Genomic DNA, 20,666 nt, shown 5'->3' with positions numbered 1-20,666 from the left:
TCGTCTTGGCAACAATCGAAGATTTCAAAGATTTCATCGGGTGGAATGAGTTGCGGGACAAGCTTGTGGTCGAAATCGGGCCGTCCTGATCAGGCGCCTTCCCGGAGATGAAGTCCCATCAAGACCCTGAACCTCCCGGAATGACATCGATGGATTTGTACCTCTTCGGGGTCATCTGCTGATCCGGCAGATACATGAGTTGCGTCAGCGCTTTTGTGAAACCGTAACCCGATCGTCCGCATCGGCCCGAGCCGGCCGGCGATCCAGGAAACACGAATTTGGAAAAGCGCATAGGCCCAAGCCATGGCGGCGAGGGCGCGGGCGATTTCCTGAATGTCGAGGTTGCACTCTCGTCCGATAGTCGGCGACAGCACCACCATGACCGGCTTATTCAGCTGCATCAGAAAGGCTGCCGCGACCAGCACCAACCCGGCTTCGAGGCGCCAGACTGGGGACCATGCTTGAGGTCAAGGCGCCGGTGGCAAAGGCCAGTGCGGCGGCGTCGACCAGCGACTGGGCATGCGCTTTGGCTACCGCGGCACGCGACGCGGCGAGCGTGGACAACGCGTTGATCGCGTCGGTGATGGTCCCGACGCCATTGCTGTAGGCCTGGCTTGCGGAATCCGCGGCTTGCTGCGACGCCGCCTGCAGGGCGACGGCGGCGTCGTACTGGCTGAGCCCGGTCTCGACCTGGTCGTATGCCAGCGCCACCTGCCGCATGTCCTGCTCGCTGCCCTCGGCAAGTGCTGCTTCGGCTTCGGCCTGCCGCGATTGTGCCAGACGCAGCCGGTTCTGCAGCAGCCCGCCCTGGTAGAGCGGCCAGTCGAAATGCAGGAAGACGCCGGTCTGCGGCTGCTCGACGCTCTGATAGCGCTGACCATCGACGCTGATGCGACCGATGTTTCCCTGGATATTGGCGCTGAGCGACACCTTCGGATACAGCTCCGCCCGCGCCTCGGCGACACCGGCCTCGGCTGCCCGGAGCCGTGCCAGATCGGCCAGCAGGTCGGGCCGGCGGGATAGTGCCTCGTGCATCATCGTGTCGATATCGAGCCCCGTCTGTCGCACCAGCGGACGACCGGAGCTGTCCTCGACACGCAGCACGGTGTTCGGCGGCAGATCCATCGCCGACAGCAGCGCATACATCGCGTTGTGCTGGGCTGAGGTCGCGGCGGCGATGTCGAACCGCGCCTGGGCCGTCCCGCGCCGGGCGAGGGCCGTGGCGACGACCGTGCCAAGGCCGCGCGCATCCAGGGCCTCGGCGGATTGCTGCAGCAGTTGCGCGCTCCCGAGCGTCTGCTTCGCCGCCCGTAACGACGCGTTGACCCCATCGAGGGTGAAGTAGGCCTGCGCCACCGACAGGATCAGGCTCTGATGCGCCGCGGTGAACACCACGTTGGAGGCGAACGAAAGCTGTCGCGCGCCGCGCACGACCGCGTCACGGCTGCCGAAATCGAGCAGCAGGTAGCGGATGGCGAGTTCCGGAAACACCTCCTCGGCATTGGCGGTGATGTAGCCGCGGTTGACCAGGTTGGAGGGGAATGGCGACGCGATCCGCTGGTAGCCGGCGATCGCGCTGGCGGTCAGCGTCGGCAGATATGCTGCCTGTGCCATGCCGACGCCGATCGCCGCCTGCCGCGCCTGCTCCCACGCGATGCGCGTCGTCTTGTTGCGCCGCTCGGCGATGTCGATCAGCTCGGCAAGCGAGTAGCTGTGGTTCGGATCGATGTCGGCCGGCTCACCCGGCCATGGCAGCGCCGGATCCCGCGGCACGGTGAAATGCGGCGCCGCGGCGGTGGTGGTGGTGGCATCTCCCGACGGCGTCCCGGTGGCGACGTCGATGCGCCACGGCGTGTCGGGCGAGGCCGGCGCGAGATCGCGGGTGTCGTTGCAGCCGGCCAGCAGCATGCAGCCGGCCAGCAGCGCCCGGCGACGATCAGGCGAGCGCAAGCGTGGCATCTCGTTCCGCCTCGTGATCGGCCGTGCGCTGCGGCTGGAACTGGTCGAGGATCGTGCGGATATCGCGTTGCATCAGCGCGTACCAGACCGAGCGCGCCTGGAGATGGACCGCGACGTCCGGGGCAGCCGGGTCGATCGATGGCGTTGCGCCCGGCACCTCCAGCCGCGGCGGGTCCGGAAGCGGTGCGCAATCCGCCGCATCGCCGCGGATCCAGGCAGCGCACTCTGCGAACCAGCTGGCCATGTTGCGGTGATGCGCCAGGATGACCGCCTGCATTGCCTCCGGCACCGATGGCCAGGCGGGATCGCTGGCGAGCGCCAGGATCACCGCGGACGGAACGACGAGGGCGTGCACCCGGGCCAGCGTCGCGGCGTCGATCGGATGCGGCGCGGGCGGCCGGCGGGTCTCGTATGCATCGTTCACCAGCAGCCCGTTGGCCTTGCCGATCGCCTGGCTGATCCCGTGCCATGCTTCCGAGCCGGCGGGTGTCGCATGCCCGACCGAGGATACCGGCTGCATGAGGCCGGCAAACTGCCCGACCGCCTTGGCGAGGTTGGCCCGCACGACGCCGGCGACCCGGACCGGCCAGATCGTCGTGAACACCACGAACACCACGACATTGCCGAGCAGGATGCCGATGATCCGGTCGCGCGCGGTCTGCATGTCCAGCGTCGGGCCGAAGCCCTGCAGCACGGTGAGGTAGAAGGCGAGCGCGATCTGCCAGCCGGCATAGCTGATGCGGTCGCTGCCGGTCGCCACCCAGCCGGCGATGAAGGTCACCACCGCCAGCACCAGCAGCAGGCTGCCGAGATCCGTCATCAGCGGCATCAGCAGCAGGATGGTGCCGATCCCGAGCGCGCCGCCGATCAGGCATCCGGTGATGCGAAGCGCCGCCTTGTGCACGGTCTCGCCGACCGTATCGAGCGACACGAAGAAGCAGGTGATCATGCAGGTATGGATCGCCGGCCAGTCGGTCAGCGTCTCGATGGCGTAGCAGGCCATCACGGCAAGCGTCACCTTGAAGGCGAAGCGCGGGTAGGCCGGGTTGCTGAAGGCGTCCGGTGCGAGCAGGCGACGTGGCGAGGCGGCGGCTCCGGGCGCACGCGTCGCTGCCCGCGTCGTCGTGAGGGCGGTACGGAGTGCAGCCAGCGTGCGCGCAAGCTCGCGGGCCAATGGGCGGGCGCCTGGCACATCGTGCGGGTCCGGCACCGCCACCTCCCCCTGTGCCAGTGTGCCAGGCGTCGTGCCGGTGCGTACCGCCTGCCCGGCCGCATCGCAGAACGCTGCCGCTTCGGACAATGGCGCTCGTGGCGGCGACGCGCCCGCCAGTCGCGCCCAGGCCAGCAGCACCAGTCCGAGGCGGTCGATCTCGCGGATCAGCGCGTGCATATCGGCCTCCGGGCGACGATGCCGATGCAGCAGGCCGGACAGGTGGTCGAGCCCGAGCAGCCCGTCGATCCCCTGTGCGGCGAGCGCACCCATCCCCGCCTCGGCACCCGACTCGCCGCGGCAGAGACGCGCCGCCATGGCCAGACGCTCGCCAAGTTGCGTCCGAAGCAGCAGCCCAGGATCGCGTCCGGTCAGCAGGTTGAGGCCGATCACCAGGGCGATCGGCATGCTCACGACCAGGCCGATCCACAACAGGAAATGCACCAGCGCTTCCTCGGGCGGCATGAAGGCCAGCTCGGGGAGCGCGAACTGCGCGGCGTTGGTCGTCTCGCCGGGCATCAGCGAGAGCTGCACCACCTGGTCGCCGAGGGTCAGGGCGTAGGCGATGATGAAGCCGGCGCCGAAGAAAGCTGCCCCCAGCGACGAGGTGCGCGACAGGAACATCGCAACGAACGTCGCCAGCGCCACCAGGGGAATGCGCAGCGCCGGCTCCGCCAGGCTGAGACCGAACAGCGCGATGGTGAGCAGGAGTGCCAGCACGACGGCGATGCAGACGATCACGGCGGTCATCACCGTCGAGGCTGCCTCGCCACGCGACACGAACAGCACCACGTAGGCCGAGAGGGCAGCTTCGGGGATGCGGAAGATCTCGCTCAGGGTGATCGTCACCAGCACCAGGATGGTCAGTCGCAGCGTGTTTCCGAGGCGGCCGGGGGTCGGTGCCAGCAACCGGAGAAGCTGTGCAGCCCCGAGCGGCGGATCGCCCCGGTCGACCGCGAGCCGCGGGTGCCGGCGGATGATGCGGCCGGGCGTTCCAAGGACGGTGCCGTCGCTCATCTCTCGATGACGATGGCGGCCGACGCGCCGATGCGCATCAGGTTGGCAGGTGGCGTGTCGAGCCGCACCCGTACAGGAAAGCGCTGCGCGATCCGCACCCAGTTCAGGCTCCGCGGCACCCGCGGCAGGCCCTCGAACTGCGCACCCTCATCCGGCGACACGCCCCAACCCAGGCTCTCGACGGTGCCTGCAAGCGCCGCGCCGGGTGCCGCGAGCACATACACGAGGGCATGCTGGCCGGGCTGCAGTCCCGACATATCGGTTTCGCGGAAATTGCCGACAGCCCACCAGTGCTCGGTATCGATGATGGTGAAGAGCGGCTTGCCGGCATCCGCGAACTCGCCGGCGGCAATGTCGAGGCCGGTGATGCGACCGTCGCACGGCGCACGCACTGCGGTCAGTCGCAGGTCGCGCTCGGCCAGTGACAGCGAAGCCTGCGCTGCCGCAAGATCCTGCTCCGCCGGCTTGATGCTGCTGATGCCTTTCCTCGCCTCCTCGGCCTGCTGGCGTGCCTGCTCGAGCGACAGCTGCGCGGACTTCCGGGCGGTGCGAGCCTGATCCACCTGCTGCGCGGTGACGAAGCCCCGGGCCAGCAGAGGTTGCAGGCGTGCAAGCGTGCTGCTGGCGAGATCCAGCTGTGCCTTGGCGGTGCCGATGCCGGTGTTGGCGGCCTGTGCCTTGGAGGTCTGCGAGGCGACCTGGTCGCTGGTGACGCCCAGCTTGCCTTCGAGACCACGCACCTCGGCCGCAGCCTGCGCTACCCTGAGCCGATACGGCTCGGGGTCGATCTCGAACAGGAGCTCGCCCGCATGCACGAGCTCGTTGTCATGCACTGCCAGGATGACGATGCGTCCGCTGACATCCGGCGCCATGTGGACGAGATCGGCCTGCAGGAACGCATCGTCGGTGCGTGGACGGACGCTGAGCCGCTGCGAGGCGAGCACGGCCAGGACCACCAACGCCACGACGGCGATGACCGAGAACAGGATACCGAGCAGCCGGCGCACGACCAGCATCGATCAGTGCCCGAACCACAAGAGCCAGGCCAGCAACGTGACCGCGCCGGCGACCGCGATGTAGCTGAGCGGTGCAACCGGAACGTGTGTCCCGATGCCGGTCGCCCCGAGCAGAAGCCGCAGCACGACCGATCCGGCGACACCGATGACGGCGCACAGCATCCAGGCGGGAAAGAACGAGCCGAGGATGCTCTGCGCCGGGGCGGCGCTGCAACCGGACGTGAGCGGCGGAAGCAGCAGGACAAGATATCGGGTCGTCTGTCCGGACCACCGCATCCTGGGCTCCGTCGTCATGTGCAGGTGAACGGGCGGTGAGATCCCTCAGCGTTTCCGAGGGATGATGACTCGGCCTGGATCGTTGCGCAAGGCGCGTGAACTGCTGTGTCGGCGTTCGGGGCTGGATCCTGAAAAGCCAGCGCGCGATGCGTGATCTGGAACAATCGGTCTGCACGCTTGGCTAGGTTCGACAGTCTGATCACCCGCACCTAAAGATTGCCTGGTCGCTATACTGGAGTCGATTTTTGCTGCCAATCCGTGAATATTTTTCAGCCTGCCACTGAATTGAAGTCATCCTGGAGATCATCTTGACCCTGCGAAGCGTCGACCTGAACCTGTTCCGCGTCTTCGAGGCGATCATGCAGCATCGGAGTGTCAGCGGCGCCGCCGGCGAACTCGGGCTGACCCCCTCGGCCGTCAGCCATGCCTTGGCGCGCCTGAGAAAGACCCTCGGGGACGAACTCTTCGTCACCGGTCCCGGAGGAATGGAGCCGACGCCAAGGGCGGCCGACCTGGCGCCGGATATCCGCAACGGCATGCAGCGGCTTCTCGATGCGGTCGCGGCAAGACCGTTCATTCCACGCGATGCGGTCAGGAGCTTCGGGATCATCGCGTCCGATTATCCGAGCTGCACCATCGTCCCGCCGCTCGTGGCAGCGCTCGCGGCGAAGGCGCCCAATGTCACCTTGCGGGTCTTTCCGGGCAATCGAACGGACGCCGTGCGGTTCCTCGACGAAGGCCGGGTCGACCTGCTGCTGACCTGGGTCGACGACATTCCCGAGCGGATGTGCAGCCGGGTCGTCATGAACGACGAGGAGTCCATCGTCGTACGAACCGACCACCCACTGACGCGCGGCGTGCTGACCAGGGAGCGATTGTTCGAGTTTCCTCATGTCGTGGTCGAGCTCACCGGCAGCGAGGATCGCGGCATGGACGGTTTCATCGACGAGCGTGGGGTCGTGCGAAGAACCTGGAGCGAGCGGCTCCTCATCGAAACCGGCCCGGAGAGCGGGCTGGTCGGCCGGATCGCGATCACCGTGCCGAACTACGCGCCGGTCGCCCCCATCCTCGAACAGACGAACCTGATCGCCTCGCTGCCGCGCAGCCTGGCGCTGCAGATGTCGCGTCAGAACTCATTGGTCATGCTGGAACTGCCGTACGAGCCGTTGCGCTTCCCGATGGCGGCGGTGTGGCATCAGCGTTCGGCACGCGATCGGGGTCTGTTGTGGCTGATCGACGAGCTGGTCGAGGCTAACGCGGCTTCACTATAACAAACCGAGGTTCATCACAGAAGCAAGAGGAAGCCGATCTTCAGCGGCGCCTGCTGGTAGCGAAGGTTCCAAGCCGCTAGCATGTCGAATGACCAGGGTGCCTAGACCTGTCAATGAAGCGGCGCGTCTCCAGGCGCTGCATTCGTACGACATCCTGGACACTGCGGCCGAGGCAAGTTTCGACAGCATCGTAAACCTGGCCGCGCGGTTGACGGGCGCCTCGGCCTCGATGATCTCGTTGATCGACGCTGAGCGGCAGTGGTTCAAGGCACGCTACGCGATCGAGGAAACCGAAGCGGCACGGGATACGGCCTTTTGCGCGCACGCGATCCTCAATCCTGACCAGATGCTCATCGTACCAGAGGCGCTTGACGATCCTCGTTTTGCCGAAAACGGGCTTTTCCTGGGTGGCTCAAGAATGCGGTTCTATGCCGGCCAGCCGCTCGTAAGCTCCGAGGGGTATGCACTCGGCACCTTGTGCGTCATCGGCCCGCAGCCGCGCGATGTTTCAGAAGACGAGCGTTACACATTGAAGGTCCTGGCCGACTCGGTCATGACGACACTCGAGTTTCGGCGCCTGGCACGGATCGATGCCTTGACAGGGCTCCCGAACCGCGGCGCTTTCATGGTTGAGCTCGACAAGCAACTTGGCTTGCTCCAGCAAACCGGAAAGCCTGTTTGCATCCTCTATCTGGATCTGGACGGGCTCAAGCGGGTCAACGACCTTAATGGTCACGAAGTCGGCGATCGCCTGTTGCGACAGGTGGCCCTCAGTCTCAGAAGTATGCTTGCGGCTAAGGACATCGTCGCCCGGATTGGCGGCGATGAGTTTGCAATCCTGGTGCAGCAGGACTCCGACATCGCTGCGTTGGCAGAGCGGCTCCGCGTGTTGCTTAGGGATTCCATGCGCGCCCTTGGCTGGGAGGTGACCGCCTCGATCGGCGCAGTCACTCTGACCGCATTGTCGGTTGACGGGGCCACGGCGCTCCGGGAGGCTGACAGGGCCCTATACAATGCGAAGCGAAGTGGCCGAGACCGAGTGGTATGTCGCACGATCGAGACAGAAGCCGATATGCAGAGATGAGCTAGGCGGCTTCACGCCGTCCCATCTCGTGAAACACCCTGATCTCGGCGTCCACGAAACCGGCAGCAGCTCATTGCGGCGTCAATCCTGACCGGGCAGCAGCCGGTCGGGCTGACTGCAAACCGATTGATGCAAGATACCCGCCTGCCACGAGCCTGGGATCAGCAGCGCAAGGCGCTCGGGGGTCGCGGACCTGTTTCTGGCGCGGATGCCGGCCTAGGCTTACAACCCGACCCGAACCTCAACAGCAAGACGAGGCGCTTGTGCTGGAAAGCGCTTTTCGTCGTTCGTGCATAGACTTAAAGAAGCGCTTCAACGCCACGAGGCGGCAGGTTCCACCTGAACGACACGACCAAAAGCGTCTCTCAAGACCGTTCAGAATCGCTCGTCGAAAAGGTGAGCCTCATAGGCAAAGCACACGACTTTTATGGCGGACGGGGTGGGATTCGAACCCACGGTAGGCTTGCACCTACGGCGGTTTTCAAGACCGCTGCCTTAAACCACTCGGCCACCCGTCCGGGCGCTGTCGTCTCTATGCCTGACGCGCCGGCAGCGGCCAAGAGGATCGCCGTGATCCAGCTACTCGGTCCGACGCCAACTCGATCGACGTCCGGGTGCCGGACCAGGCGGCGCAGGTGGCGTCGTGGGCGCCGGTTTCGACCTGCTCCAGGCGGCGACCGGCGCCGTGGTCGCAGGCGGTCTCGACGGCGCGCCTGGCACCGGGGGCGGCTGCGGTCGCGGAACAGCCTCGATGACCGGACCGGGCTGCGGTTCCGAAGGCACGGCGCGCGGTGGTACCGCCGCCAGTACTGGCGGCAGTATCGGCGGCACGACCTGGGCCGGCTGCATGAGGCCCAGCAGGATGTCCCGCAGGTCAAATTCGTCGGCCGGGATCGCCGTCTTCAGCCGCATGGTCGGATCCGCCGGCGCGGCGGGCGCATCGGTCGGCGGACCTGGCGCCGGATCGGGCAGGAGTACTGCCGTGGGAACCGGGTGAAGCAGCTTCGGTAATTCCATGACAGGCAACTCGGACGGGGTGTCGGTCAGCACACGGTTCTCGTCGATGGCCTGCGGCGTCAGGCCGTTCCAGATCCCGGACAGCGTCGCCATCACCTTCGGGTCCTCGATCCGGATCCGGGCCGCGCCGTGCGTCGGCAGCCCATGCGGCGTGCAGACGATCCGGTCGCCGGCCGCCCGCAATCGGAGGCAGAAATCGACGTCGCACGCCAGATCCGGCCTGATGGCCGCGTTGAACCCGCGCAACCGACGGGCCTGGTCGCGCCGCACCAGCAGGCAGCCGCCACATAACGCCGAGACCGCCTGCTCCTGCAACGGCCGGTCGGCACGAGCCGCAGACGGGACCAGCCACGGACCGACGGCGCCAACCTCCGGGTCGCGGGCGACCGCCAGCAGCGCCGGCAACAGCGCATCGCCGAGCTCGACCTCGGCATCGACGAAAAGCACCAGCGGATGGGCTGCCCGGGCGAGGCCATAATTGCGCAGGGCTGCCCGCCCGGACGCCGAATGACGCGGAAACGGCACCGCCCGCGCCGACAGCGCCTGGAGCGGGGCGATATCGCTCATGCCGAGCGCGCCGCCATCGATGACGAGGATTTCCGCCTGGACGGAGTCGAGACCGGCATGGCCGAGCCACCGACGCAGGCTCCGAACCTGATCGACCACCTGATGGCGCGCGGTCCGCGTCGGCGCACTGGCTGCCGAAACGGTCAGCACGATCGACAGGAGATCGGCCCCGGACCCTGCCACGGCCCGACCGCGCACCGGCTCCTCGACCAGGTGCAAGCGTCGTTCCTCAAGCTGATCCTGGTCCGACATCGGCGGGATGTCCCCACGGTTACCCAGCCGGCGCATCGCAGCCGGTCATGGATACTGCCATATCCTGCCGGAACATGACAGCTTGTTCACCTTCGCGCGACGGGCAGGCCAGCTCGACCAGCTCTGGCGTCGGCTTCCGTCACGCGCTGAGAGCACGGCAGGTTTCTTGCTACAACGCTCTCGATACAGCAGCATCCGCTGGACGGGGTGCGATACCGGGGCCACAAGCCGACCGGGCTCCGCCAATCGACACGGGCGCAAGCACGGGCCATTCGGACGCGAAGCACGGGGTCGGACGCAGTTGGAATACGGATCGAGATGAGCGGGTCGGACAAGATTGCTGCAGCCGACACCGGTTCGATGACCGGTCTCTTCGCAAACTACGGCACGCAGCACTTCTTCTGCGAGATCATGAACGCGACCAGCCGGAGGAGCCCGCGATCCGGCTGATCCGCGACCGGCTGCGATCGCTCGATGTCGAGGAACTGCGCCGTCGCGCCGCTGCCGCCGAGGCCGAGCTGTACAATCTCGGCATCACCTTCACGGTGTATTCGGACCGCGACGCGATCGACCGCATCCTGCCGTTCGACCTGATCCCGCGGGTCCTGACGGCGGCCGAATGGTCGCTTGTCGAGCGTGGCGTGATCCAGCGGGTGACCGCGATCAACCGCTTCCTGTGGGACATCTACCACGAGCAGCACATCCTGCGTGACGGCATCATCCCGCGCGACCTCGTGCTGGGTAACAGCAATTTCCGCCCGGAGATGATGGGGCTCGACGTGCCACTCGGCGTCTATGTGCATGTCAACGGCACCGACATCGTGCGAGACGAGGCCGGACGCTTTCTGGTGCTCGAGGATAACGCGCGCACGCCGTCCGGCGTCTCGTACGTGATCGAGAACCGGCACATGATGCTGCGCGTGCTGCCCGACCTGGTGGCCGGCATCGGCATCCGCCCGGTCGAGGAATATGGCGTCCGGCTGGCGCAGGCGCTGGCGGAAATCGCACCCGTGGGGGTCGGTGATCCGCAGGTCGTGCTGCTGTCGCCGGGCATCTACAACGCGGCCTATTTCGAGCACGTGTTCCTGGCGCGCGAGATGGGCGTGCCGCTGGTCGAGGGCCGCGATCTCGTGGTCGAGAACCACCGCGTGTACATGCGCTGCATCTCCGGGCTGCGGCGCGTGCATTCGATCTACCGCAGGCTCAACGACGACTTTCTCGATCCGGACGTGTTCCGACCGGACAGCCAGCTCGGCGTCCGCGGGCTGGTCGAGGCATGGCGGCGCGGCAATGTCGCGATCGCCAATGCGGTCGGCACCGGCGTCGCCGACGACAAGGCGATCTATGCCTACATGCCGCGCATCATCCGCTACTATCTCGACGAGGAGCCGGTGCTGAACAACGTCGATACGCGGATCTGCCGGGAGCCGGAGGGGTTGCAGTACACGCTCGACAATCTCGAGAAGCTGGTGGTCAAGCCGGTCGGCGAGTCCGGCGGATATGGGCTCATCATCGGTCCGCATGCGAGCCGCGCCGAGCTGGCGGAGTTTCGCGAGAAGCTCAAGGCGGACCCGGCGAACTATATCAGCCAGCCGGTCATCAATCTCTCGACCGCACCCACGCTCTGCGACGACGGCGTCGAGGCGCGCCACGTCGATCTGCGCCCCTTCGCGGTGACCGGGCACTCGACCTGGGTGCTTCCGGGCGGACTGTCGCGGGTCGCGTTGAAGAAGGGCTCGCTGGTGGTGAACTCCTCGCAGGGGGGTGGCTCGAAAGATACCTGGGTGCTGTCATGACCGAGGCATCCGCGTCGATCCAGATGCAGGAGGCAAGCGGCGACCAGCCGATGCGCACCCAGGCATTGCTGTCGCGCTACGCCGAAAGCACGGTCTGGCTCGCCCGCTACATGGAGCGGATCGAGAACCTGGCCCGCATCCTCGACGTGACGGAGACCTTCACCCGCACCAGCCACGTCGAGAATGGCTGGCGTTCGGTGATCCAGATCAATGCCGATGACGAGCGCTATTACAGCACGCACAGCGAGGCCGACGTGCGCGGTGTGGCCGACTTCTACGTGCTGGACCGCGACAATCCGAACTCGATCGCCAGCATCATCACCGTTGCCCGTGAGAACGCGCGCACCCTGCGGCCGCTGATCTCGACCGAGATGTGGACCCACATCAACGTGTTCCACAACTGGGTCAGGCGACTGACCGCGCGCGACATCCGCTCGTCGCAGCTCTCTGCCCTGTGCGCGCGCCTGAAGCAGGAGTGCCAGACCCATTACGGCATCACCGAGGGCACCTTCTACCGAGACCAGGGCTGGTACTTCTACTCGATCGGCAAGTTCCTGGAGCGCGGCGACCAGACCACCCGGCTCGTCGACATCAAGTACCACACGCTGTTGCCGCGCGAGGCCGGCGTCGGCAGCCAGGTCGATATCAGCCAGTGGAGTGCCGTGCTGCGATCGGCGGCCGCCTATCATGCCTATCGCCGGGTGATGCCGAGCTCGCTGACCCCGACTGCGGTCGCGGGCTTCCTGCTGCTGAACAACGCATTTCCCCGCTCGCTGGTGCTCACCCTGCGCCAGGTCAATTGGGCCATCGGACAGTTGCGCACCGACTACGGATTGCGACGCGGCGGCGATGCGCTGGAGCGGATCGACGAGCTGCGCGCGGCCCTCACCGACCAGACCATCGAGCAGATCATCCTGCGCGGCCTGCACGAGTTCCTCGACTGGGTGCAGCTGCAGTTGCGCCACATCCAGAACGACATCGCCGATGCCTTCTGGACACTCCCGGTGCCTCCCGCGGTGGCACCCGAGGACACGCCGCGGACGGCCGGGATGAGCCAGACGATGGGCGGCATGACCCAGACGATGGGCGGCCGGAACATGACGCAGAGCATGGGCGACATGAGCCAGCCCGCCGAACCGCTGCCGGACGGCCAGTCGCAAAGCTAGCCGCGACGCCTGACGCAAGCCTGACACAATTTGTCGCGTTTCGTGGCGTCAGTTCGGTGTCGCCACCCGCAATTTAACCGCTACGTTCAGGCTACGCGCGTCGGCCTCGGTACACTGCCGGGCGTTGGCGGGACTGATATTACGTTCCACGCATGCATCGCTCATCCGATCGCGTGCGGTGGCCAGCCAACGGATCGTCGCGTGCGACGGCGTCTCACAGAAAGCGACCGTGCCCGAAACAACCTCCGATCCGCAAGATCGAACCAGCCGCAGCACGATCCCGTCACTCCTGCTGCGTGGCGACGGCGGGTCCTGCGCGATCCGCACGCCCGAACATGACGGGCTGACCTATGCCGGCCTGCGCGAGCTCTGCGGCCAGCTAGCGACATTCCTGCACGAGCGCGGCATCGGCCCCGGGGACCGTGTCGCGATCCTGCTGCCGAACGGCCCCGAGATGGCGTCCGCGTTCCTGGCGATCGCTTCGGTGGCCACCGCAGCACCGCTCAATCCCGCCTATGGTTCCGCCGAGTTGCAGTTCACCCTGCAGGATCTCGATGTCCGGGCGCTCATCCTGAAGCGCGGCGAGGCCGAAACGGCGCGGGCGGTGGCCGAGGCGCTCGGCGTCCGGATCATCGAGCTGGATGCCGATCCTGCCACGCCCGGGCGCTTCACGCTGGCAGCCGAGGCCTGGCCGCCACTCTCGCCAGATGAGCACGCACCGGCGCCCCGCCCTGTCGGTCCGCGCGACATCGCCCTTGTGCTGCATACCTCCGGCACGACCGCGCGACCCAAGATCGTGCCGCTGTCGCACGCGAACCTTACCGCGTCGGCGCAGGCGATCGCCGGCAGCCTCGCCCTTACGCCGGACGATCTCTGCCTCAACGTGATGCCGCTGTTCCACATCCATGGGCTGGTGGCGGCGGTGTTGGCCAGCCTCTCGGCCGGCGGCGCTGTCGCCTGCACCGGCGGGCTGAACGGGTTCCGCTTCTTCGGCTGGCTCGAGCAGTGCCGGCCGAGCTGGTACACCGCCGTCCCCACCGCGCACCAGACCATCCTCGAGATCGCGCCGCGCTACCGGGCGATCATCGAGGCCAGCCGGCTGCGCCTGATCCGCTCCTCCTCCGCCTCGCTGCCGGCGCCGATCATGACCGCACTCGAGGAGATGTTCGGAGTGCCGGTGATCGAGGCCTACGGCATGACCGAGGCCAGCCACCAGATGGCCTGCAACCCACTGCCTCCGCGCCTGCGCCATCCAGGCTCGGTGGGCGTCGCCGCCGGGCCGCAGATCGCGATCATGGACGAGGCGGGCACGCTGCTCGAGGCGGACCAGGTCGGCGAGATCGTGATCCGTGGCCCGGGCGTCATGGCCGCCTACGAGAACAATCCCGAAGCCAATGCGCGGTCGTTCACCGCGGGTTGGTTCCGCACCGGCGACCAGGGCGTGCTGGACCAGGCCGGCTATCTGCGCCTGACCGGCAGGCTGAAGGAGATCATCAACCGCGGCGGTGAGAAACTGTCGCCGCTCGAGCTCGAGAGCGTGCTGCTGCTGCATCCCGAGGTCCGCGAGGCGGTGGCATTCGCGATGCCGAGCCGCCTGTATGGCGAGGAGCCGGCGGCGGCCGTGGTGCTGACGCAGGGCGCCTCGGCCACCGCCGAGACGCTGCGCCGGTTTGTCGCCGGCCACGTGGCGGCGTTCAAGGTGCCGCGCGCCGTGCTCGTGCTGGAAGCGTTGCCCAAGGGTGCGACCGGCAAGCTGCAGCGGATCGGGATGGCCGAGCGGCTCGGCCTGGCGGAGGAGGCGATCGCGTCATGACCGATCTCGAGCTGACCCGTACTCTGATGGCGACGGTGCGCGAACAGCTGCACCAACCGGACCTCGAATACGATCCCGCGTTGGCGTTGCGCGCGGTGCCCGCCTATGACTCCGTGATGGCGATCCAGGTCGTGCTTGGGCTGGAGCGCACGTTTGCCCTCATGCTGGACGAGGACGAGATCGAGATGATGAATACGCTCGGGGACATCTTCCTGATCCTGCGGTCGCGGATTCCAGTGGATGCTTGAGCGCACGACGCCTGCCCCGGCCGGGGGCAACGACACGCTCGATCAGGCGACCCCCGAGGCGATCGCGACCTTGCAACCGTCGGCGACCCTGACGATGCCGTTCCGGTTCGTCTCGCTCGGCTCCGACTGCCAGGCCGGACACCAGCTTCGACGGGTCCAGGTTTCCAACACCTCCGGCGTGTTCGACTTCGTCACGACCCAGACCCGGCATCTTATCCGCCTGATCGAGAATGATTTCGCAGGCTTCCTGGACCTGGAGAACATGTTCCCGGTCTATCATGACGTCACATTCATCGGCGCCGTGGATACCCGCTACCGCATCGGCTTCAACCACGACTTCGCGAAGCTCGACAAGGAGGACGTGGACTACGTCCGCACCCTCTACAGCATGCGGATCCGCTGGTTCCGGAACCTGTTCGACCCGAGACGCCCGCCGCCCTATTTCATCCGGCGCCACCACCCGCGCGACGGCTATGCGGACGAAAGCCTGGCCATCGCGCTGTTCGAGCTGCTGCGCAAGAAGCGGTCCGACATACGCTTCCTCTACCTGCACGGCGACCCGGAGCGTCGCGAATTCATGATGGATGGCTTCCGCAGCGCGTTTCTCAGGCAGCATGAGCCGTTCGCCTGGCAGGGCGACGATGCTGCCTGGACTGAAATCCTCGGTCATTTCGCGATCAAGCCCTTCGCCGGCGATCGGATCGCATTTCCGCTACCGGAAATGCTCCCGGAGATGCGCCCAGAAGCGCAACCAGAAATGCGACCGGAGCCACGACCGGAGACGAGGAAACCCAGGTTCGGCTAACCTGCGGCCGGTTGGGTTAACGGGATCGAACATGCTGGACCAATTGTGATAACGTTTCTTTGACGGTCATGCGATAGTTGCAGCATGAGGGAAGCGACAGGAAACACCGCTGCAGTTCGTGACCGGTCCCCTGCGGCATGCTCCGGTTGCCTGCAGGACAGGTTCGCAGTGCCGATCACCATGGCATTCCAGCCGATCATCCGTGGCGACAACAGCGTGTTTGCGCACGAGGCGCTGGTTCGTGGCCTGAACGGCGAAGGCGCCGGCACCATCCTGTCGCAGGTGAATGCGGACAACCGCTACAGCTTCGATCAGCAATGCCGCACGACAGCCATCGAGACCGCGGCGTCGCTCGGGCTGCTGGCGACCGACGCCCTGCTCTCGATCAATTTCAAGCCGAACGCGATCTACGAGCCGTTGCGTTGCCTGGCGACGAGCCTGGCCGCCGCCGCAAGGGCCGGGCTGCCGAACCGGTCGATCATGTTCGAGATCACCGAGGACGAGGAGGTGCTGGAGCCGCGCCGGCTGCGCGACATCGTCACCGCCTACCAGGAGATCGGCTTCACCGTGGCGCTCGATGATTTCGGCGCCGGCTATGCGAGCCTCGGCATGCTGGTCGACATCCGACCGGACGTCATCAAGCTCGACATGAAACTGATCCGGGGCGTCGATGCCGATCCGATCAGGATCGCCGTGGTGCGCAGCATGGTCTCGCTCTGTCGGGAGCTCGGCATTGCGCTGGTGGCGGAGGGCGTCGAAACCGTCGAGGAACACCGCACGCTGCGGACGATCGGCGTCGATCTGTTCCAGGGCTACCTGTTCGCAAGGCCGACGATCGGACTGCTGCAGACGCCCGGTTCGCTCGCCGCCGCATGACGACTGCACACGGCGCCGCATAAAAAAAGGGCCCCGGCATCACGCTGATGCCGAGGCCCTGATCTAGACCCGTCGGGGATCAGCCCGGCGGGTTGGCGGCGGCGGCGGCCTTCTTGTTGGCTTCGTGGTGGCCGACGGCGCAACCGGCCGCAGCACCCATCACGCCATGATGACCGGCCACGTGACCGGCAACGCCACCGACGGCGGCACCCTTGAGGCAGCCCTTGGCCATGGCCGGGCCGGACATCACGGAACCGAGTGCGAGAACTGCGGCAACAAGGCCGGCAGCGGGGAGACGAACGCTCATGGGACAATCCTTCGGGTTGTGCGGAATAGCCGTTCTACGCAGCAGGCACAGCTTCGTTGCCGTCGATGTGCCGCCACGGAGTCTGGCCTTGTCCTATGTCGTGCCCGAGAACCGCGGCTTTTTCATGTCGATCCGGGAGGCGCGCCGGCGGGCCAGAGCAGCATCCGATCGACCTTGCGTGTCGATCGGATAGAGCCGCCCGCAGAACAACGAACCGGAGTTGTTGCGATCTCTCTCGATCGTAAAAGCTTCAGTGCTGCGTCCAGCCGACATAGCTCCCGACATTCTCCTTGGTGATGAGCTTCGGCGCCATCAGCATCACCTTGTCGGCCGGGGGGTGACCGTCCAGGATCTGCTCGCCCATCTTCACCGCGTTGCGGCCCATGGTGTACGGATCCTGCGAGGCGGAGGCCTGAATCAGGCCGTCGGTCTTGAGTGCCGCGACGATGTCGGGCGCGCCATCCACCGATGTGATGACGATGCCGTTGCGATGCTGCTGCTTGGCCGCAAGCTCCGAGCCGATTGCCTGCGGATCATTGATGGTGAACACGCCCGCTATGTCCGGATAGCGGATCAGATAGCCCTGCATCACCGCCAGGCCGCCGTCGCGCGAGCCCTTGCCGTCCTGGTCCGAGGACAGGATCTTGATGTCGGGCGACTTCGCGAGTGCCGCCTTGCAGCCATTGACGCGATCGATCACCGACGACACCTGCGGGCCGTTCTCGATGATCACGTTACCCTTGTTGCCGATCTTCTGCGCCAGGAACGTGCACGACAGGTTGCCGGCGGCGGTGTTGTCGGTCATCGCCGTGGCATCGGCGCCGTTGGCCGAGACATCGGCGGCGACCACGGCGATCCCGGCCGCCTGCGCACGCTTGATCGCCGGCAGGATGGCGTTCGGATCGACCGCGTTCAGCACGATCAGGTTCACGCCGGCGGCGATGAAGTTGTCGATCTGGGTGAACTGCTTGTTGAGGTCGTAATCGGCCGACACCGCGGTGACCGCCACCTGCTGGCCGTTGGCCCGCGCCTCGGCGGTGACGCCCTTCACGAGTGCCACGAAATACGGGTTGCCGAGCGAGCCCATGGTCACGCCGATCGACGTCACCGGCTTGGCCTGGGCGGCACCGGCGAGCCCGGCGACGGATGCCAGGACAGCGGCACCGGCCAGGAACTTCGCCCGCAGGCCTGGGTTGGTCTTTTGCATGGTCGTCATCCTCATCCACCCCGTTTGTTGGCGGACGCTGCAGGCGGGGTAGACCCCGCAGCGCCTCGTGTCGGTCAGGTGCGGACGCCGCTGCCCTGCCGGAACCGGTCGAGGGCCACCGCACCGATGATGACCAGGCCCTTGACGATGAACTGCCAGATGTCGCTCACGCCGACCAGGATCAGCCCGTTCGACAGCACCGCAATGATCAGCGCGCCGATCAGCGTGCCCCAGATCGAGCCGATGCCGCCGACGAACGAGGTGCCGCCGAGGATCACCGCGGCGATCGCGTCGAGCTCGTACGACTGGCCGAGCTGCAGCCCGTTCGCCGCATACAGCCGCGCCGACGACATCACCCCGCCGAGGCCGGCCAGCGTGCCCGACAGCGCATACACGAACAGCAGGATCGCAGGCACGTTGATGCCGGACAGCCGGGCCGCCGCCGGGTTGCCGCCGACCGCATAGATCCGCACGCCCAGCACGGTCCGGCGCAGCACGTACCAGGAGGCCACGATGACCGCGACCGCGATGATCGCGAGCCACGGGATCGCCACGCCGGGGAGGATCGTGACCCCATCATTGCCGATCCAGGCATAGTTCAGCGCCGGATTGAACACCGTGTTGTCCGCACCCATCAGTCGGGCGAGGCCACGCACGGCGGTCAGCGAGCCGAGCGTCACGATGAACGGCGGCAGCCGCACGAGCGCGATCAGCATGCCGTTGAGCAGGCCGATCACCAGTCCGACGAGCAGGCAGACCGGGATCGCCAGCCAGCCGAGCCCCGGCACCAGCGACATGATCAAGGCGCCCATCGCGGACGCGGCCAGGATCGATCCGACGGAAAGGTCGATGCCGCCGGTCAGGATCACGAAGGTCATGCCGGCGGCGAGCACGCAGTTGATCGAGGCCTGCTGCGCCACGATCGACAGGTTCTGCACCGACAGGAAGCGATGGCCGCCGAGCAGGTGGAAGCCGATCGCCAGCAGGATCAGCACCGGCAGCATCCCCGCCGCCTGGATCAGCGAGCGCACCTGCACCTGCCGCGACGAGAGCCCGGCACCCTGCTCCGGGCCTGGCGGCGCGCTTGCCGGCGGGATACCGGGCTGGCTGGCTCCGGGGCCGCCCCCCTTGCTGCCGGATCGATCGACCATGACTTCATCGTCAGACATAGGAATCGCCCTCAGGCAGCCATGCCGGCTGCGTGAACCATCACGTTCTGCTGGTTGATGACCTCGCCACCCGGGCCGCCGACCTCGCCGGCGATCGAGCCCTCGCGCATCACCAGCACGCGGTCGCAGATGCCGACGATTTCCGGCAGGTCCGACGAGATCACCAGCACGCCGAGCCCGTTCGCCGCCAACTCGTCGATGATGCGGTAGATCTCGGACTTGGCGCCGACATCGACGCCGCGGGTCGGCTCGTCGAGGATCAGCACCTTGGGCCCGGTCTCGAGCAGACGCGCCAGCAGCACCTTCTGCTGGTTGCCGCCGGACAGGCTGCCGACCTGCACCGCCGGGCTCGCCGCCCTCACCCGGAACGACTTGAACGCACGCGTCGCCCGCATGCGCGCCTTGGCCCGGTCGAGCCGTCCGCCCAGGTGGCAGTCACGATCGATGACGCCGAGATTGATGTTGGCGCCGCACGACATGTCGAGGAACAGCCCGAGTCCCTTGCGGTCCTCGGTCAGGTAGGCGATCCCGGCATCCAGCGCCGCCTTGGGGCCACGCGCCGGCAGCAGCTTGCCGGCCAGGGTGACGGTGCCCCCGGCGCGTCGATCCGCACCGTAGATCAGCCGGGCAAGCTCCGTGCGCCCGGCGCCCACCAGCCCCGCGACGCCCAGCACCTCGCCCTTGTGCAGGCTGAACGAGCACGGATGCACCCGGCCGCCATCGGTCAGCCCGTCGACCTGCAGCACCACCTCGCCGCGGGCACCGGTCGCGTCATGCTGCTTGGTGTAGAACGAGGACAGGTCGCGCCCGACCATCATGCGCACGATAGCTTCCGCCGAGAGCTGCTCGCGCTCCAGGGTACCGACATAGCTGCCGTCGCGCAGCACGGTCACCCGGTCGGCAAGCTCGTACACCTCGGCCATGCGGTGCGAGATGTAGATCAGCGCGATGCCCTCGTCGCGGAGCTGTCGGATCAGCGTGAACAACCGGTCGGTCTCGCGCGCCGAGAGTGCCGTGGTCGGCTCGTCCAGCACCAGGATGCGCGACTTGCGGTGCAGTGCCCGCACGATCTCGACCAGCTGCTGCTCGGCGATCGACAGCGTGCCGACCAGCGTCTCCGGCCCGAACGGTGTGCCCAAGCGGGCCAGCAGCGGCCGGCAATCCTCGATCATCGCCCGCCGGTCGAGCCTGCCGCCCGGGCGGCTGATCTCGTTGCCGAGATGGATGTTCTCCGACACCGTGAGGTTCGGCGCCAGCGCCAGCTCCTGGTAAATGATGGCGATGCCGGCTTCCTTGGCGACCTGCGGGCCGGTGATGCTGATCGGCTTGCCGAACACCCGTATTTCGCCGCCGGGATCGGCCTGGTAGGCGCCGGACAGCACCTTCATCAGCGTCGACTTGCCGGCCCCGTTCTCGCCCATCAACGCCAGCACCTCGCCGCCCCAGGCGTCGATCTGCACGCTGGCCAGCGCGCGCACGCCCGGAAACGTCTTGGAGATGCCGCGCATCTGCAAGGCCGGGGGCCCGCGTTCCTCGCTCCTGTCCATTCCGATCCCTCGGGTGTTCTGCTTTTTGATTACGCCCATGTAAGCCCCCGTTGGTGCGGGAGC

17 protein-coding genes, 1 tRNA gene and 1 pseudogene are annotated in these 20,666 nt (G+C 66.8%); 8 read left to right on the top strand and 11 right to left on the bottom strand.

Annotated features, from left to right (window positions below; translation table 11 throughout):
• Positions 1–89: 89 nt before the first annotated feature.
• The 5 genes from ACOEQ2_RS16030 to ACOEQ2_RS16010 are packed head-to-tail and all read right to left on the bottom strand — an operon-like array spanning position 90 to position 5,478.
• Complete coding sequence (locus tag ACOEQ2_RS16030; protein ID WP_419728944.1) at positions 90–401, bottom strand: hypothetical protein; 312 nt, start codon at positions 399–401, stop codon at positions 90–92.
• Positions 388–1,950 (bottom strand): TolC family protein, encoded by a 1,563-nt coding sequence (locus ACOEQ2_RS16025; RefSeq protein WP_419728943.1) that lies wholly within the window; start codon positions 1,948–1,950, stop codon positions 388–390. Before ACOEQ2_RS16025 ends, ACOEQ2_RS16030 begins: the two co-directional genes overlap by 14 nt.
• On the bottom strand, positions 1,937–4,186 hold the full coding sequence (locus ACOEQ2_RS16020) for an FUSC family protein (RefSeq protein WP_419728942.1): 2,250 nt from the start codon (positions 4,184–4,186) through the stop codon (positions 1,937–1,939). Before ACOEQ2_RS16020 ends, ACOEQ2_RS16025 begins: the two co-directional genes overlap by 14 nt.
• Positions 4,183–5,202, bottom strand: a complete 1,020-nt coding sequence (mdtN, locus tag ACOEQ2_RS16015) for a multidrug transporter subunit MdtN (RefSeq protein ID WP_419728941.1) — start codon at positions 5,200–5,202, stop codon at positions 4,183–4,185. Before mdtN ends, ACOEQ2_RS16020 begins: the two co-directional genes overlap by 4 nt.
• A gap of 3 nt (positions 5,203–5,205) precedes the next feature.
• Positions 5,206–5,478: a YtcA family lipoprotein gene (locus ACOEQ2_RS16010; protein ID WP_419728940.1), complete on the bottom strand. Its 273-nt coding sequence runs from the start codon at positions 5,476–5,478 to the stop codon at positions 5,206–5,208.
• Positions 5,479–5,786: 308 nt separating this feature from the next.
• On the opposite strand from ACOEQ2_RS16010, the gene ACOEQ2_RS16005 reads away from it, so the two are divergent.
• Positions 5,787–6,749 carry a LysR family transcriptional regulator gene (locus ACOEQ2_RS16005; protein ID WP_419728939.1) on the top strand — a complete coding sequence of 321 codons (963 nt, stop codon included), beginning with the start codon at positions 5,787–5,789 and terminating at the stop codon, positions 6,747–6,749.
• Between the two features lie 88 nt (positions 6,750–6,837).
• Positions 6,838–7,833 carry a diguanylate cyclase domain-containing protein gene (locus ACOEQ2_RS16000; RefSeq protein WP_419728938.1) on the top strand — a complete coding sequence of 332 codons (996 nt, stop codon included), beginning with the start codon at positions 6,838–6,840 and terminating at the stop codon, positions 7,831–7,833.
• Between the two features lie 428 nt (positions 7,834–8,261).
• Here the strand turns inward: ACOEQ2_RS16000 and ACOEQ2_RS15995 are convergent.
• Together ACOEQ2_RS15995 and ACOEQ2_RS15990 are read right to left on the bottom strand one after the other, a co-directional pair.
• Positions 8,262–8,351: transfer RNA gene (locus ACOEQ2_RS15995), tRNA-Ser, on the bottom strand.
• Between the two features lie 61 nt (positions 8,352–8,412).
• On the bottom strand, positions 8,413–9,669 hold the full coding sequence (locus ACOEQ2_RS15990) for a hypothetical protein (RefSeq protein ID WP_419728937.1): 1,257 nt from the start codon (positions 9,667–9,669) through the stop codon (positions 8,413–8,415).
• A gap of 318 nt (positions 9,670–9,987) precedes the next feature.
• Between ACOEQ2_RS15990 and ACOEQ2_RS15985 the strand changes: the two are divergent.
• The 6 genes and pseudogenes from ACOEQ2_RS15985 (at position 9,988) to ACOEQ2_RS15960 (ending at position 16,373) form a co-directional block, all read left to right on the top strand.
• A pseudogene (locus tag ACOEQ2_RS15985) lies at positions 9,988–11,465 on the top strand (circularly permuted type 2 ATP-grasp protein).
• Entirely contained in the window at positions 11,462–12,631 is a 1,170-nt protein-coding gene (locus ACOEQ2_RS15980; protein WP_419728936.1) for an alpha-E domain-containing protein, read from the top strand. Before ACOEQ2_RS15985 ends, ACOEQ2_RS15980 begins: the two are co-directional and overlap by 4 nt.
• Positions 12,632–12,860: 229 nt before the next feature.
• On the top strand, positions 12,861–14,444 hold the full coding sequence (locus ACOEQ2_RS15975) for an acyl--CoA ligase (RefSeq protein WP_419728935.1): 1,584 nt from the start codon (positions 12,861–12,863) through the stop codon (positions 14,442–14,444).
• Positions 14,441–14,692 carry a hypothetical protein gene (locus tag ACOEQ2_RS15970; protein WP_419728934.1) on the top strand — a complete coding sequence of 84 codons (252 nt, stop codon included), beginning with the start codon at positions 14,441–14,443 and terminating at the stop codon, positions 14,690–14,692. Before ACOEQ2_RS15975 ends, ACOEQ2_RS15970 begins: the two co-directional genes overlap by 4 nt.
• Positions 14,685–15,497 carry a DUF1796 family putative cysteine peptidase gene (locus ACOEQ2_RS15965; protein WP_419728933.1) on the top strand — a complete coding sequence of 271 codons (813 nt, stop codon included), beginning with the start codon at positions 14,685–14,687 and terminating at the stop codon, positions 15,495–15,497. Before ACOEQ2_RS15970 ends, ACOEQ2_RS15965 begins: the two co-directional genes overlap by 8 nt.
• Before the next feature lie 168 nt (positions 15,498–15,665).
• Complete coding sequence (locus ACOEQ2_RS15960; RefSeq protein WP_419728932.1) at positions 15,666–16,373, top strand: EAL domain-containing protein; 708 nt, start codon at positions 15,666–15,668, stop codon at positions 16,371–16,373.
• Between the two features lie 79 nt (positions 16,374–16,452).
• On the opposite strand, the gene ACOEQ2_RS15955 is transcribed toward ACOEQ2_RS15960, so the two are convergent.
• The 4 genes from ACOEQ2_RS15955 to ACOEQ2_RS15940 form a co-directional block, all read right to left on the bottom strand.
• Complete coding sequence (locus tag ACOEQ2_RS15955) at positions 16,453–16,680, bottom strand: hypothetical protein (protein ID WP_419728931.1); 228 nt, start codon at positions 16,678–16,680, stop codon at positions 16,453–16,455.
• 250 nt (positions 16,681–16,930) lie between these two features.
• The gene (locus ACOEQ2_RS15950; RefSeq protein WP_419728930.1) at positions 16,931–17,887 is read right to left on the bottom strand and encodes an ABC transporter substrate-binding protein; all 957 of its coding nucleotides are present in this window, start codon (positions 17,885–17,887) and stop codon (positions 16,931–16,933) included.
• Between the two features lie 74 nt (positions 17,888–17,961).
• Positions 17,962–19,056 (bottom strand): ABC transporter permease subunit, encoded by a 1,095-nt coding sequence (locus tag ACOEQ2_RS15945; RefSeq protein WP_419728929.1) that lies wholly within the window; start codon positions 19,054–19,056, stop codon positions 17,962–17,964.
• Positions 19,057–19,067: 11 nt separating this feature from the next.
• Positions 19,068–20,603, bottom strand: coding sequence for a sugar ABC transporter ATP-binding protein (locus ACOEQ2_RS15940; RefSeq protein WP_419728928.1), 1,536 nt, complete (start codon positions 20,601–20,603; stop codon positions 19,068–19,070).
• Positions 20,604–20,666 lie beyond the last annotated feature (63 nt).

Origin of the sequence: Lichenicola sp., from assembly GCF_965198575.1 — a bacterium.
Taxonomy (GTDB): Bacteria; Pseudomonadota; Alphaproteobacteria; order Acetobacterales; family Acetobacteraceae; genus Lichenicola.
This window is presented reverse-complemented; position numbering and strand designations above follow the sequence as displayed.